This is a genomic window from Acidisphaera rubrifaciens HS-AP3 (assembly GCF_000964365.1).
Taxonomy (GTDB): domain Bacteria; phylum Pseudomonadota; class Alphaproteobacteria; order Acetobacterales; family Acetobacteraceae; genus Acidisphaera; species Acidisphaera rubrifaciens.
The window spans coordinates 1-15,874 of record NZ_BANB01000063.1; the positions used below are offsets into that span (position 1 = coordinate 1).

7 protein-coding genes and 1 tRNA gene are annotated in these 15,874 nt (G+C 68.9%); 4 read left to right on the forward strand and 4 right to left on the reverse strand.

Annotated features, from left to right (window positions below):
* Nucleotides 1-193: 193 nt before the first annotated feature.
* Nucleotides 194-4,516, reverse strand: a complete 4,323-nt coding sequence (locus tag B8460_RS02185) for a G8 domain-containing protein (protein ID WP_158322672.1) — start codon at nt 4,514-4,516, stop codon at nt 194-196.
* Nucleotides 4,517-4,779: 263 nt separating this feature from the next.
* Between B8460_RS02185 and B8460_RS02190 the strand changes: the two genes are divergently transcribed.
* Entirely contained in the window at nt 4,780-5,442 is a 663-nt protein-coding gene (locus B8460_RS02190; protein ID WP_052945107.1) for a class II aldolase/adducin family protein, read from the forward strand.
* A 23-nt stretch (nt 5,443-5,465) separates the two neighbouring features.
* Here B8460_RS02190 and B8460_RS02195 read toward each other — a convergent pair whose 3' ends face one another.
* The 3 genes from B8460_RS02195 to B8460_RS02205 are packed head-to-tail and all read right to left on the reverse strand — an operon-like array spanning nt 5,466 to nt 8,215.
* The gene (locus B8460_RS02195) at nt 5,466-6,137 is read right to left on the reverse strand and encodes a HEPN domain-containing protein (RefSeq protein WP_048859933.1); all 672 of its coding nucleotides are present in this window, start codon (nt 6,135-6,137) and stop codon (nt 5,466-5,468) included.
* A 54-nt stretch (nt 6,138-6,191) separates the two neighbouring features.
* On the reverse strand, nt 6,192-7,550 hold the full coding sequence (locus B8460_RS02200; RefSeq protein WP_048859934.1) for a vWA domain-containing protein: 1,359 nt from the start codon (nt 7,548-7,550) through the stop codon (nt 6,192-6,194).
* Nucleotides 7,547-8,215, reverse strand: a complete 669-nt coding sequence (locus B8460_RS02205) for a helix-turn-helix domain-containing protein (RefSeq protein ID WP_048859935.1) — start codon at nt 8,213-8,215, stop codon at nt 7,547-7,549. The genes B8460_RS02200 and B8460_RS02205 overlap by 4 nt, the downstream gene beginning before the upstream one ends.
* A 146-nt stretch (nt 8,216-8,361) precedes the next feature.
* On the opposite strand from B8460_RS02205, the gene B8460_RS02210 reads away from it, so the two are divergent.
* The 3 genes from B8460_RS02210 to B8460_RS02220 all read left to right on the forward strand — a co-directional run bounded on the left by B8460_RS02210 (nt 8,362) and on the right by B8460_RS02220 (nt 15,836).
* A tRNA-Thr gene (locus B8460_RS02210) sits at nt 8,362-8,436 on the forward strand.
* Nucleotides 8,437-8,886: 450 nt separating this feature from the next.
* On the forward strand, nt 8,887-15,483 hold the full coding sequence (locus B8460_RS02215; protein WP_199445513.1) for a DUF4082 domain-containing protein: 6,597 nt from the start codon (nt 8,887-8,889) through the stop codon (nt 15,481-15,483).
* Between the two features lie 11 nt (nt 15,484-15,494).
* Nucleotides 15,495-15,836: a type 1 periplasmic-binding domain-containing protein gene (locus B8460_RS02220; protein ID WP_048859936.1), complete on the forward strand. Its 342-nt coding sequence runs from the start codon at nt 15,495-15,497 to the stop codon at nt 15,834-15,836.
* The last annotated feature ends 38 nt before the right edge of the window (nt 15,837-15,874 follow it).

Consider the following 15,874-nt stretch of genomic DNA (forward strand, 5'->3'; position numbering starts at 1 on the left):
CGGGGAGGTGTGCGGCGCGCGGGGGTTCCTGATCTACGACTGGAACGGACGGCCGTGGAAGCAGCCGTACCCCAACCCGGACGCGCTGCAGTATGATTACGACCTGCCGTACGACGGGCTTCTGATCGCCTGCCGCGCCTGACGACGCGGCAGCGCCGCCGGCCTTGTCGCGGCCGGTCGGTATCGCCCCCGGTCAGTCCGCCACCTTGCACGTAGCACTCGCGTCGTTCGGGATCTGCGCCGCCGTGTAGTGGCAGCCGTCTTCGTTGGGCGCGGAGTCCGGGACGCTCGTGGTGGGCACGAGCTTGATCGCGGTCCACGGGGTCGCGGGATAGGCCTGCGGCTCGGGCAGCTCGAAGCGGTCGTTGGCAACGAAGCTGCCGGGCAGCGTGAACTTGATGCCGAGGCAGCCGCTGCTCGGGCAATCGAGGTCCTTGACCGCCCAGTGCTCGCACACGTTCTTGCAGACATTGACGAAGTTGGGGTTCAGCAGGCCGAGCGCCCCGAGCTTCGAGGTGTCGCAGCCGCATCGTGCGCCGCTGCCCTCGGCCGTCTTGCTGCAGAACGTATGGGGTTCGCAGGTCTCGTCGAGGTCCGACGGGCTCGACGACAGGTGGCGCGGGTCGAGTAACTCGGCGGGCACCTTGCTGAAATCGACCTCGATATCGAGCACGCCGGGACGCTTGCCCGGCTTGACCGTCCAGAACGGTGTCTTGCTCCACGCGGTGATGGCCGAGGACGGCAGCGGCAGGGTCGAGACATCGACCTGCACGCCGGAGACCGACGCGTCGGTGAAGCCGTCGCCGCCGTAGATCTCATAGGTCTGCTTCATGTCGTGCTTGGCGAACAGGAAGTAGAGGTAATAGCTCTTGCCGCCCTGGAAGACGTTGACGTAGTGCCCTCCGGGCTCCAGTTCGAACGACTTGTCCTGGTAGTCGCGGCTGGCGGTGGTGTCGATGTAGTAGCGCCCGTTGTTCACCGTCAGCACGCTGCGCTGATACAGGTTCATGCCGGCCATCCGCACGAAGGGCGGGTGGCACGCCATCTGGAACTGCTGGAACGGCGTGAAGCCGGGCAGCAACGGCGACAACGGAACGGTGTTGCCGTTGGGCGTCGGGGGCGTCTGCGTGGGGGCGTACGGATCTCTGGTGCCGACCGGGCGGATCTTGCCATGGAGGGCGGCAAGCTTTTCATCGCACTTGTTCGCAAGCCATGCCTGCCATTCGCGGGTGCTGCCGGCCGCGTCCTGTCCCTTGGTCCCGGTCAGGTACTCCCGGTAGATCGGCACGCCGAAGCAGTTCTCGTTGGAGCATTCGCGGCTCCACGTGCTGTCCTCGACCGTCGCCGGATCGGGATAGAGGGCGGTGGTCAGGTGTTCGGAGGGGCTGGTGCGGGCGGTCGGCGGATTGGGCGGCGTCTGCCCCGCGCAGGCATTGCGGGCATCGACGCCGGGTGCCGAGCGGCATTCCGAGGTCTGCGTCGGCGCGGCGAAGAACTTGTCCTCGTTGACCGAGACCGTGCTGCTGAAGCCGGTGAGCGAGCCATCGTCGTCGCTCAATTCCGTCTGCCGGTCGACGTCGCTCCAGTTGCGGAAGGCCGCCGTGTTGCCGGTGGAGTTGGCATAGCGCGCCCATGTCGTCTTGGTGTCGGTCCGGTAGGTTCCTGGGTAGGTCAGTGGCTCGATCACGTAGTGGCGCAGATCGACCCCGCTGAAGAGCAGGTTCCGCGAGTGGAAGGCGGGCGGGTAGTAGAAACCGTTCGACTGTTTCCAGGCGATCGCGGCATTGGGCAGATAGCCCTCGCCCGGCTTGACGCCCGACACGTCGCCGCCGGCGACGAGCACGCCGAGCGTGCCCGAATACATGCAGTCGGCCATTGACTTGCAGGGCGACGGGTGGACGTCGAAATAGGCGTTCGCGTCCTCGTAGGCCGGACCGTCATAGACGTTATAGAGACGCTGGGCGATGCTGAAATTGGTCAGCGGGAAGGCAATCGCCGACTGGCCATCGTAGCAGACGCCCTTGGTATTGCCGCACGCCGGCTTGCCGTCGGCGCCGACCGGCCCCTTGGCAAGCGCGTAGCTGTCGTCGGGCTGGGTCTGGCCGACGAAGATGGAGTTGGTGACGAGTCCCCAATACCCCTTCGGCAGATTGCTGCGCGAATAGTCGCCGCCGGTGACGAAGGTGACGCCGGGGCCCTGCACGTCGCTGAGGAAATCGTGGTCGAGCAGCAGGTAACCGCTGCGCAGCCAGATGGCGGAGAAGTTGATGCCGGCCCAGTTGAACGACGAGGAATAGTGCGAGAACACCGAGGGGATGCAGGATTTCGGGTTCTTGTAATCGCAGATGGCGGTCTTGCAGCTTTCGGCGGTTCCGTCGGCGGCGGCGGGATCGCAAACGGTCGGGTTCCGAAGGCTGGAATAGCGCGGGTAATACATGCGGCTGTCGGCGCCCTCCTCACCCTGATTGACGACGGCATCCGGCGCCCGCCGGTTCGGCACCGGGGTCACCACGGCCGCCTGGATCTGCTGGCAGGGCGTCTCGTCCGTCACCGAGAGCGAGTGCATCGCGGTCGTGCAGGAGTTCTTGTAGAAGAGCTGCACCGGCGACAGGCCGGCGCGATCGTTGTAGCCCGGTCCTTTGGGTGATGCCTGGATGGCCGAATAGCCGGACCACTGCATCGGGGTCATCGGCGCACCCGACGGCGGCACGTCCATCATGTCGTGGTTGCCCGCCGGCACATACCAGAAGCACGCCCCGCAGGAGCCCGCACCGGCCGCCGCGTTGCCGACGAAGGCGTTCCAGCCGTTGGTGATCCAGAAGGTGGTCGGATACTGCGCGTCCGAATGGTATTTCAGGGGCAGAACGTGCTGGAGGTTGCGGGCGTCCAGCAGACCGGGGATGTCGCGCGGGTTCTCGCCGCCCGGCGTCGAGGCGCGGACGAAGGCGCCGAGGTCGGAATAGAACTTGTTGTCGGTCTCTGTCCCGTCCTCGAGGAAGTAGCCGTGGCCGATCGACTTCCAGCCGACGTCGCGGGCGACGGTCACGCCGAGGGTCGAATGGATCACCACCCAGCGCGTCATCGATTCGTTGATGGAGGAATCGATGACATAGGTGCCGGCCGGGACTTTCCGCGCGATGTGGAAATGCAGCGGGTAGCGGCCCATCAGGCCGCCCTGACCGAGCTGGTGGAACTCCACGCCCTGGATGTGCAGGGCCTTGAAGCCCTGACGGAAGACGACGTGGCCGCCGTACATGTAATGCGGGGCGCGGGCGGTCGCCTGCGCGAAGGTCTCCTTCGGCGTGTCGCCTTCCGACACGATGCGGATGCTGCGCGTCAGCAGACCCACGGCGGCGCGGGTCTCGACCTTGTCGAGCATCGGCGAGGTGCCACCGTCGGCCGCCAGCACCGCCGTCCGGAAGCTGCTTTGCGCCCCGCCGAGTTTCTGCGCGACGTTAAACGCGGCCGCGTTGTGTCGATAGGTCAGGGGCTTGTCGAGCGTGATGGTCGCGCCGGCGACGGCGATGACCGTCCGCGTCTCGGCGTGTTCGGGCAGGTAGTCCGTGGAAGTGACGACGATTTCGTCGCCGGGCTGCCAGTCGTCGCCCACCGACCGGTCAAGCGTGATCTTGGCGCCGTCCACGCCCGCGAGCCGGCCCCAATCGGTGCCCGAGCTGGTGATGACCTTCTCGTCGGCGACGGTCAACGCCGTCACCGGCTTGACCAGCGTCGCGATGTCGCTGGCCGACGTCCCGGACGCGCCCTTGGCCCCGTGCAGTTCAAGCGTCCCGTTGTACGAGAGTGCCAGCACCTTGTAGCCGAAATGCCCTGCCTGGCCCGTCTCCGGCACGGTACCGCTGTCGCCGTGCATGTTGCCGTACTGATAAAAACGATCCGTGACGCCGCCCGGTAGGTCGGTCAGCTCCTTGGACCCGTTGGTGTCCCAGACCGCCTCCTTCGGGATGCCGCAATCGGCGAACTTGGCGGGGTCCTCGACCTTGACGCAGGACACGCCTGGACCTTCGGATTTCGTCGGATCGCCACCGCGCGGGTCGGCCCCGTAGAGGTGGATGGTCAGCGTCTTGCCGTTCCTGCCGTAGGGCGTCGCCTCGCTGCCGGCGACGAGCGCGCCACCGGATTCGATGATGATGGAGGTCGCCCAGAAATCCTGGCCCTTGACGGCCTTCGGCTCGGCCGGCGGCTCGATGAAGATCAGCTTGCCGCCGTCGACGATATTGACGTGGCGGAACGTGAACGGCCCGGGGCCGGTCACGCGGCATTCGTGGCTGACCAGCAGATCCTCGACCTCGGTCGTGCCCACCTTGGACGCGCCGCTCAGGTCGCCGTTGCAGGTCTCGGCGTGCAACGGCGACGCCCCCATGACGAGCAGGCCGCCGATGACGGCCAGCGCGCTGGTGGCCATGCGTCCGAGGGCGGGAGGGTCGATGGCCGTTGATCTGCCAGACGTGTCGCGGAACGCGCGGTCACGACCGCCCGCGAGGCCGAAGACGCCCATCATGCGTATCCCCCGAAGCCTTCGGCGGCGGCGCGGATGTCCGAGGCGCACGACGCTTAAATAGTATCAACCGTACCTTAGCATGCGGAAAATTACAGTGTCCATACGGTTCAGCTACCGGCGGGATGGATTTGTCCGCGGCTTTTCAATCTCGCCGGACGGCGCGCGCGGGACGCGGGGCAGCGGCTCCCCTATAACCCGGCGACGCCGCGGCGGCGCCCGACCCGGCGCGGCCACGGGAGACGGGGACGGAGGGAAGCGGCATGGACGAGGCGGCGCTGCGGCGCGAGATCGTGGAACAGGCGCGCCGGATGAACGCGCTCGGCATCAATCAGGGAACGTCGGGCAACATCTCGGCCCGCTGCGGCGCGGAGATGCTGATCACGCCCTCGGCCACGCCCTATGAGACGATGCGGCCCGAGGACATCGCGGCGATGCCGCTGCAGGGCCGGCGCGGGACGTGGCGCGGCAAGCTGAGGCCGTCGACCGAATGGCGGTTCCATCTCGACATCCTACGCGGCCGGCCGGAGGCGGGGGCGGTGGTGCACACGCACGCCATGTACTGCACGACGCTCGCCATCCTGCGGCGCGAGATCCCGGCGGTGCATTACATGATCGCGGCCTTCGGCGGCGCGACGGTGCGCTGCGCGCCGTATGCGCTGTACGGAACGGCGGAACTCGCGGCGCATGCGCTGCGCGCGCTGGAGGACCGCAACGCCTGTCTGCTGGCCAATCACGGCATGATCGTCGTGGGCCCGACGCTGGCCAAGGCGATGTGGCTCGCGGTGGAGCTGGAGACGCTGGCGAAGCAGTATTACCTCGCGATGCAGGCAGGCGAGCCGGTGGTGCTGTCGGAGGCCGAGATCGCGGCGACCGCGCGCGGCTTCGCGACCTATGGGTTGCAGGCGCCCACGGCTGACGAATAGGCGCGGACGAACAGGCGCCGGCGCTATGGCAGGTTCGGATAATAGGGCGGGCCCCAATCGTGGTCGCCGTGATCGAGCATGATGTCGATGAACACCGGCAGCAGCCAGCCGAGCACGTCGGCGCCGTCGTGCACCTGGTTGCGGTTGACCCTGCTGTTCCAGGTCGCGCCGCCGTGCATGATCTGGTTGCGCAGGACATAGAGCCGGTCGAACACGATGCTCAGCACCTTGCACGTGTCGTGCGACTCCAGCGCACGCCGGCTCACCGCCTGGCTGTCCACCAGCCGCCGTTCCCAGTCGGCGTAGCCATCAGCGCCGTTGTGATGGCTCCAGAACGGGGCGAAGACGTATTTGTTTTCGAGCAGGAGACTGATTTCGAGGGGAAAGCGGTTCCAGAGCAGCGCGTGGATTCGCCCCTCGGCATCGAGGCCGATCAGCGTGCGGAAATAGTCGGCAAAGGCGGAGCGCTCGCCGGCCTGGGTCGCGCGCAGATCCGCCGCATAGGCGGCGTTGAAGCCGATCCAGAGCAGGATGAAGCGGACGTCGTCGTCGTCCGTCTCCCGCTCCGCCCGGCAGAGCCAGCTCAAAGCCCGGTGGGTGCGCAGTCCGAGGCTGGCGGGAAACCCGTCCCGCAGCAGCTTCTGCTTCGTCTTGAGCGCCGCGTAGGACAGCGGCGCGGCATCATGCTCCGACATGCGACCCCCTCTTCCCCTGACTCGATCGGGTGATTGACGCGACGGGCGGGGCGGTCAGCGCCGCCCCGGACGGGGCGCGAGGCGTTCGGCGAGCGAGGGCGCGGCCGCGTGGCGCAGCTCGCGTTCGGACCGCAGCCGCTTCCGCAGGAACAGCGACACGTCCTTGGTAACCCGCGCATCGAGGCGCCGGACGATGCGCGCGCGCATCAGCTCGAACTCGGCCAGCAGCGGCGCCGCGCCCGGCACGCCGCGCGCATAGGAAGCGAGCCATTCCCCCTCGCTGTCGAGCCAGCGCCGCGCGGCCTGCGTGTCGCCGTCGCGGTTCATCTGCACGGCCCGGCCCAGCGCGTCGGCCTGCCAGGCCTCCACCACGGCGAGGGAACGGGCGGCGTCGCGCGGCTGCGGCCCGTTTTCGGCCTCGCCGGCCAGGTGCAGCGCCACCTCGACGGGCCGGGCCTCCACCTGCGCCTCGCCCTCCGCGACCGCGCCGCCGGCCGACACGCCGAGCAGGATCGGCATGCCCGCGGCGCCGGACGGGCAGTGCAGCCGGATCACGATGCGCTTGGTCTGGTCCGGCAGCAGGCTGCCCGCGACGATGTCGAGCAGGCCGGCCAGCGCGTGATGCCCCCAGGCACCCACCACCTCGGCCCGCAGGTTCGCCGGCACGCGCACGCGCAGGCGCACGCGCTCGACCAGGATCGCCCGGCCCTCGTGCAGGTCGCCGAGGACGACCTCGCCGATCTCTCCCGCCTCCGCCGCGTCGTGCAGGTTGCCGCCGCCGGCCTCGACGATCGCGCCGAGCAGGTCCTCGTCATAGCCGTCGCCGATCCCGAGCGCGGAGGTGATGACGCGCCGTTCGAGCAGCGCGCCGGCATGGCGCGCGATCTCGATGCGGTCGGTCAGGCCCTCGTTCGCCTGTCCGTCCGACAGCAGCAGAACCCGGTGGGAGGCGTCCGGCAGGGCGTCCATGGCGCAGGCGACGCGCTCGGCGGCGAGCAGCCAGCCGTCGAACAGGTTGGTCTGTCCGCCGGCCGCGATGCCGGCAATAGCCGTCCGGGCGGCCGCCCGCCCGGCCTCGTCCATCGCCCGCGCGTCGAGCAGCAGCCGGGTGTGGGAGTCGAAGGTGACGATGCTCAGCCGGTCGCGCGGGGTGAGCGCCGCGGCCAGCGCGAGGGCGGCGTCGCGCGCCGCCGCGATCTTCGGCCCGCGCATGCTGCCGGAGACGTCGATCGCGAGGGCGAGGTTCAGGGCGGGGGGCGCCGCGCGCACGGGCGCCGCCCCGGCAGGGGCGCCCTCGGCCGTGAGTTCGGCGACGAGGTAGCGGACGGACCCGCCGCCGTCCCATGCCAGCGCCCGGTCGAGCCCGGCGGCGAGGTGGAGGCGGATGGCGGGCGGCTGATCGCGGTCGGTCATGGGTCTCTCCCAAGCAGGATGTCGCGGATGAGGTCGGCGCAGCGTTCGAGCCGGGCGCTCTCGGCGGGGTCGAGCGGCGCGCGGACGGACAGTTCGACGTCGGGCGTGATCGGTATGCGCAGCCACTGCTCCGTCCGCGCCTTGCGCGCCGGCGCGTGCCGGCCGCTGGCGAGACGTCGTTCCAGGGCATGGAACCCCTGGGCCGGCGGCGCATCGGGCGGCACCGGCTCGCGGACGGGCGTCCCGGCCATCGACCGGGCGCGGATGCCGTCGATGTAGTCGCGGGCGCTCGACATGTGCCGGAAGACGCGGGTTGCGGCCGGTGGGCCCCCTGTGGCCGGCGCCGGCCACAGGGGGGGCGTGCCCGGCGTCGTGTCCGGCGTCATGCCCGGCGCCGCCGCGCGCGCCGCGTCGGCATGGGCGCGGATACGGTCCGGGGTGGCGACCAGCAACTCCTTGCGGATGTCGGCAAGCGAGAGGCCGTGCAGGTCGCGCATGGCGCGGATCGCCAGCACCCGGTCGAGCGTCTCGGCCGGGTAGCGCGCCGCCGGCCCGCGGGTGAGCGGCGCGGGCAGCAATCCCTGCGCGACCCAGGAGCGGATGGTTCGCGCCTCGACGCCGGACGCCGCCGCGAGGTCCGCCAGGGAGGGTTCGGTCGTGGTCATGGGCCAGAAGATAATGCGCCATCACGACATGTCAATATAGACGACATGTCGTGATGGCGTTTTGGTGGGGGCCCGGCGGCGACGGCCCGCATCGGCTTGCGCCCCGGCGGCGCTTACGGTAGCAGCCTCACCCGCCGGCCCGGCGCGCTGCTGTAGCTCAGTGGTAGAGCACTCCCTTGGTAAGGGAGAGGTCGTGAGTTCAATCCTCACCAGCAGCACCAGCCTCCCGGCCCGTCCCGGCCGGCAGCGCCACCGTCCCTGCCCCACCCCGTCCCGCCCCTCCATGCGCGGATCGCCACCGCCCCCCGGCCCGCGAGGCGGCTGGGCGCGGCGGTCGGTTCGGACGCGCCGCGCGTTCGGTTGGGATCGGCACACGCCGGTCCGGATATGGAACGGCTTTGCTTGCATCTGTTACGGGTAAGAACCACCCCGCCCTGCACGTCGCCGGCGAGCGTTTGCGCACCTGCGTTTCGTTGGAAAATTGTTAGAATTACGTCACAGCGCCATGGACCCCCATCGGCGGCTCTGCTATACGTCCTATCGATCGAGCAATGATAATGCTGCCGCCGTTCGTGTAGCGGAACCATGGCCCATGCGTCTGCCGGTCAGCCCGCAGCGAGCACCCGACGACGTGCCTGGAATGCGCTGATCTGTCAGCAACGGGTAGGCTCATGAGCGCCGTCATCACGCAAAGCACGACACTCACCGTCGCCGAAGACGCCCTCGCCACCGCCATCGGGATCACGGCACCGACCGATCCGTCCTATGCCGCGAGCGCCTTGACGGTGGTGATCGCCGGACTGCCCGCCAACGGCACGTTGACGCTCGCCGACGGGGTGACGCCGATCACCAACGGCGAGACGCTCACGGTCGGCCAACTGATCGGGCTGGCCTTCGTGCCGACGCCTTTCTCGTATGGAACGACATCGCCGCTGACCTACATCGTGCGCGATCCGTCGGGGGCCAGCGCGACCGGCACCGCGACCCTGGCGATCGGCGCGGCCACCATCCCGGTGGTGACCTATCCGGCCGCCGCCACGGCGGCGCCCGGCGGCGGCGCGGTCGCGCTCGGCATCACGGCGCCGACCGATCCCGCCTATGGCGCGGCGTCGCTGACGGTCAAGGTCGGCACGCTGCCCGGCAATGGCAGGATCGTGCTTGCGGACGGCACGACCGCGGTGACGGCGGGCGAGACACTGACGGTCGCGCAGCTGACCGGCCTGGAGTTCATCCCCGGCACCACCAGCTTCGGTCAGGCGGCGACGATCACCGCGGCGGACTCGCTGTTGACCTATACGGTCTTGGACCCCGCCGGCCACAGCGCGGGCGGCAGCGTGCTGACCGCCCTCACCCCCACGGGCGCCCCGCTCGCACCGGGCGAGACGCTGACCGTCGCACCCGGCGCCGGCGCCACGCCCATCGGGATCAACGCGCCCAGCGATCCGACCTATGGGACGGCGGCGCTGACGTTCAGGGCGACCGCGCTGCCGGCCAACGGCACGGTGCTCCTGTCCGACGGCGTCACGCCGGTGACGGCGGGCGAGGCGCTGACCTATGGCCAGCTGCTCGGCCTGACCTTCCGGCCCGCGACCGGCGCCGCGGGCCAGGCCTCGGCCTTCACCTATCAGGTATCGGACCCGTCCGGTGCCACGGCGACCGGCACCGCGACGCTGACAGTCGCGGCGTCGGGTACCGCCCTGGTCACCACCGCGGGGACGCTCACCGTCGCCGAAAACAGCGGCGCCGCGCCGATCGGCATCCAGACGCCGAGCGACGGCGGCTATGCCGCGACCGCGTTGAGCGTCACCGTCACCGCGCTGCCCAACAACGGCACCGTGCTCCTCGCGGACGGCAAGACGGCCGTCACGGTCGGCGAGACGTTGACGGTCGCCCAGCTCACCGGGCTTGAGTTCGCGCCGACGCGCGACAATACGGGCAAGAGTTCGACCTTCGCCTATACCGTCTCCGACCCTGCGGGCCACACGGCGGCCGGCAGCGTGACGCTGGTCACCGGGCCGAACCCGATCGTGCTTGAAAACGAACTGCCCGGCACGCCGGAGAGCGTCTGGCAGGTGCCGGATTCAACCAACATCCAGGGCTTCACGACACAGATCAGCACGAATGTCGGCGGAACGGTCAGCTTCAAGATCGAGACGAACTCCGACCACTACCGCATCGACATCTACCGGATCGGCTATTACGGCGGCGACGGTGCCCGTCTGGTCGGTACGGTGCAGCATCAGGCCGGGTCGGCCATCTTGCAGCCGACGCCGATGGTCGATGCCGCGACCGGCATGGTCGACGCGGGCAACTGGTCGGTCACCGACACCTTCACCCTTCCGTCCAACGCGCCATCCGGCGTCTATGTCGCCGATCTGGTGCGCGAGGACGGCACCACCGGCACGTTCCAGATTCCCTTCGTCGTCACCGATCCGACATCGCACAGCGACATCGTCTTCCAGACCGCCGATCAGACGTGGCAGGCCTATAACGGCTGGGGGGGCGCCAACCTGTACGGCGCGACCGGATCGAACCCGTATTCGCCGGATTACGTCACCGCGGGCCCCGGGCCGGGCGGCGCGGCCTTCGCGGTCAGCTATAACCGTCCGATCGTCACGCAGGACAGCGTCGGCTACGAGTCGGGGCCGCAGGACTCGCTGTTCTCCTCCGAATACGCGGCGATCCAGTGGCTGGAGCAGAACGGCTACGACGTCAGCTATATCTCCGGCATCGACGCCAGCACCAACCCCTCGCTGCTGCTCAATCACAAAGTCTACATGGATGCCGGCCACGACGAGTACTGGACCGGCGCGCAGCAGGCGAACGTGCAGGCGGCGATCAATGCCGGGGTGAACGCGCAGTTCCTCAGCGGCAACGAGATGTTCTGGCAGACGCGGCTGGAGCCGAGCATCGCCGGAACCGTCACCGCCAACCGGTCGCTGGTGTCGTACAAGGAGACGCATCAGGAGGCGCTGACCGATCCGGCGTCGGCGAGCGGCGTCTGGACCGGCTCGTTCCTCGACCAGACATTCGGCGCGCAGTTCGGCGTCACGCCGTCGAACGCGATCACCGGCACCGCCTTTCAGGTCGATGCCAACCAGAACGCGACCATCACCATCCCGTATGCGGACACGCAACTGCGCATCTGGCGCAACACGCCGGTCGCCGCGACGCCGGTCGGGCAGACCGCAAGCCTCTCGCCGGGGCTGCTCGGCTATGAATGGGACAGCGCGCCCGACAACGGTTTCATGCCGGCCGGACTGATCGACGTCTCGTCCACCACGCTCAATGTCACCACCGACCTGCTGGACTACGGCAACACCGTGGGCAACGGCACCGCGACGCACAACCTCGTCGAATACCGCGACCCGGTCAGCGGCGCGCTGGTGTTCGGCGCCGGCACCGTGTTCTGGTCATGGGGCCTGTCCGCCGATCACCTCTATGGCCCGACGCCGGGCCCGGTCGCGGTCGATCCGAGCGTGCAGCAGGCCGAGGTCAATCTGTTCGCCGACATGGGTGTGCAGCCGTCGACCTTGCAGGCGACGCTGAAAATCGCGACGGCATCGACCGATCACACGCCGCCGGTGTCCGCCATCTCCGCGCTGTCTGTCCCCAGCCCCGTCGAGGGGCAGACCGTCACGGTGACCGGCACGGCAAGCGATGTCGGCGGCCTCGTCGCCGGCGTGCAGGTGTCGTACGACAGCGGCAAGACGTGGCATCCGGCGACCGGCACGACGAACTGGAGCTACAGCTTCGTCGCCCCGGCGCCCGGCACCTATACGGTCGAGTCGCGCGCGACCGACGACAGCCTGAACACGGAAACACCTACCGACGGGCAGTCCTACACGGTCACGCCGTCCTCGGCCCTCAGCCTCTACAGCGCCGGCACGACCCCCGCGACCCTCAACATCGTGGATTCGGCGGCGAACGGCGGCGTCGAACTCGGGATGGCCTTCACGTCCGCGACGAGCGGCCAGATCACCGCGATCCGCTTCTACAAGGGCAGCGCGAACACCGGCACCCATGTCGGGCATCTGTGGACCTCGACCGGCCAGCTTCTGGCCAGCGTCACCTTCACCAACGAGACGGCGAGCGGCTGGCAGCAGGCGGCGCTCAGCCAGCCGGTGAAGATCGCGGCGGGCACGACGTATATCGTCTCCTACAACACCAGTGCCGGCGACTATTCCGCGACGAATTTCTACTTCAACAACCCGACCAATCCGAATCTCACGGTCGGATCGCTCTCGCCGGTCGCCGACGGGCATAACGGGCTCTATTCCTACGGACCGAGCGGCACGTTCCCATCGAGCATTTCCAACGCCAACTATTTCGTGGATGTCGTGTTCAACGACACCAGCCAGGGGCCGCAGGCCAACGATGTCAGCGGGCTGTCGACGACCGAGGGAACCGCGCTGTCGATCCCGGCGGCGACGCTGCTGGCGGGCGATACCGACCCGCAGGGCTATACCCTGTCCCTGTCGGGCGTCAGCAATCCGGTCAACGGCACCGTTGCGTATAACGCGGCCACGCAGACCGTGACGTTCACGCCGGCCGCCGGTTTTGCCGGACCGGCCGACTTCACCTACACGATCAGCGACGGCCACGGCGGCAGCGCGTCCGGGAACGTCGCGATCGCGGTCAATTATCCGGCGACGGCGCAGAGCCTGTTTTCGACGGCGACGATACCGGCCACGCCCGACAGCACCGATCCGTCCTCGGTCGAGCTGGGGATGAAGTTCACCGTCGCGGTCAACGGCTCCGTCACCGGCGTCCGCTTCTACAAGGGGCCGACGAATACCGGCACGCATACCGGCGAGCTGTGGTCGTCGACCGGCACGCTGCTGGCGACCGCCACCTTCACGGGCGAGACCGCGAGCGGCTGGCAGCAGGTCAACTTCTCGCAGCCCGTCCCCGTCACCGCCGGGACGACCTATGTCGTCTCCTACCACAGCGGCGGCTATTACGCGGCGGACGGCAACTACTTCACGCAGCCGGTCACCGATCAGCAGATCACCGCGCCCGCCGGCGGCAACGGCGTGTACGGCTACGCCAGCGGGATGACCTTCCCGACATCGAGCTATAACGCGACGAACTACTACGTCGACGTTGTCTTCAACGACACCTATCTGCAACCGGTCGCCGCCAATGTCAGCGGCGCCAGCGTGACCGAGAACACGGCCACCAGTTTCAGCGCGGCAAGCCTGCTCGCGGGCGCCACCGATCCGTACGGCTATGCGCTGTCGATCGGCGCGGTCAGCAACCCGGCCGGTGGCACCGTCAGCTATGACGCATCGGCACAGACCGTCACGTTCACGCCGACCGCGGGCTATACCGGACCGGGCGGCTTCAACTTCACCGTGGTCGACGGGCATGGCGGCAGCATCACGGCGACCGATTCACTGACCGTCACGGCACCGCCGCCGGTCGTCGCGAATGTCACCGGCCTGACCACGCCGGAAGGCACCGCCGAGACGATCCCGGCCGCGACGCTGCTCGCCGGCGATACCGATCCCCGCGGCCTGCCGCTGTCGATCACCGGCGTCAGCAACCCGAGCGGTGGCACCGTCAGCTATAACGCGTCGGCGCAGACCGTGACGTTCACGCCGACCGCCGGCTATGCCGGCCCGGCCTCGTTCACCTTCTCGGTCACCGACGGACAGGGGGGCTTCGCCTCCGCGACCGCCGGCCTCACGGTGACGTATCCGGCCAGCGCGCAAAGCCTGTTCTACCCCAGCGCGACGCCGACGGTGGCGGACGCCGCCGATGGTTCCTCGGTCGAGCTCGGCGTGAAGTTCACGGCCTCGACCCCCGGCGAGATCACCGGCATCCGCTTCTACAAGGGGCCGTCGAACACCGGCACGCATACCGGCGAGCTGTGGTCCGTGACCGGACAGTTGCTGGCGAGCGCGACGTTCAGCAACGAGACCGCAAGCGGGTGGCAGCAGGTCACGTTTGCCAATCCGGTGGTGGTGCAGGCCGGCACGACCTATGTCGCGTCGTATCACACCAGCGGCTACTATGCGGCGGACAGCAACTACTTCGCCAATCCGGTGACCAACGGCGCGCTGACCGCGCCCGCCAGCGGGGCGAGCGGCGGCAACGGCGTTTACGCGTACGGCGGCGGCATCGTCTATCCGTCGAACAGCTACGGGGCGTCGAATTACTGGGTCGACGTGGTGTTCAACGGCGCGGCGCAGCTTTATCCGACCGCGCTCAACCATCAGGGGCTGACGGCGGTCGAGAACGCCGCGCTCGCGGTCCCGGCCGCGACGCTGCTGGCGGGTGACACCGATCCCTATAACCAGACGCTGTCGGTCACCGGCGTCGGCAGCCCGACCAACGGCACCGTCAGCTACAACACCGCGACCCAGACCGCGAACTTCGTCCCGGCGGCCGGATACACGGGGCCGGCGAGCTTCACCTACACGATCAGCGACACGGGCGGCGCCACCGCCACGGCGACGGTCTCGCTGACGGTGCAGGCGGCGCCGAACCCGACCGCGACCACGGTGGGGGGCCTGCTGACGGATGCGGGCATCAGCCTCGCGGTGCCGGCGAGCTATCTGCTGGCCAATGACAGCGATCCGAGCGGCTATGCGCTGACGGTGACCGGCGTCGGCGCGCCCATGAACGGCACCGTCAGCTACAGCAGCGCGACGCAGTCCGCGACATTCGTCCCGGCGGCGGGCTACACCGGGCCGGCCAGCTTCACCTATACGGCCGATAACGGACACGGAGGCACCGCGACGGCGACCGCCAACCTGATGGTGGAACCGGCGACCGTCTCGACCCTGTTCAGCTCGACCACGGTGCCGGCCACGATCACGGCCAACGACAACGGCGCGGTCGAGCTCGGCGTGAGGTTCGAAAGCGCGGTCGCCGGCGATATCGTCGGGGTCCGCTTCTTCAAGGGTCCGCAGAACACCGGCACCCACACCGCCGAGCTGTGGAACGCGACCGGCAGCCTGCTCGCGACGGCGACGTTCACCAACGAGACCGCCGGCGGCTGGCAGGAGGCCGATTTCGCGATGCCCGTGCCGATCGCGGCAAACACGATCTATGTCGCGTCGTATCACACCGGCGTCGGGCATTATTCGGCCACGGCGAACGGCTTCGCCAGCTCAATCACCAGCGGTCCGCTGACGGCGCCCGCGAGCGGCGGCAACGGCGTCTATGCCTATGGCAGCAGCAGCGTCTTCCCCACCCAGAACTACAACGCCACCAACTACGGCGTCGACGTCGTGTTCAACAGCCACCTCGCCGCCTAGGACGCAGCCTCATGCATGACGAAGTGTACACGGACGGCGTCGGCGAGGTGACCATCGCCGGCTCCGTCGTCCGCGTCGATCTGATGAGCTACTCGGTCACCGAACGCGACGCGAACAACCAGCCGGTGCTGGCTTTCCGCCAGCGGCTGATCTTTCCGGTGGCCGCCTTCGCCAATTCGGTCGAGCTGATGCAGAAGGCGCTGGCCGGGCTCGTCGAAGCCGGTACCGTGCGGCGGGCGGCCGACCTCCAGGCGGTCCGGACCGAACCCGTCGCGGAGGGCACGGCCGACACGGACAGGCGCGGCGCGGCGCCGCCCGTCGCGCGGCGAAACGCCTCGTCCAACTTCCCCTGACACGCATGCCGGGCCGCAGCATCGCCGCACGCGCCTGG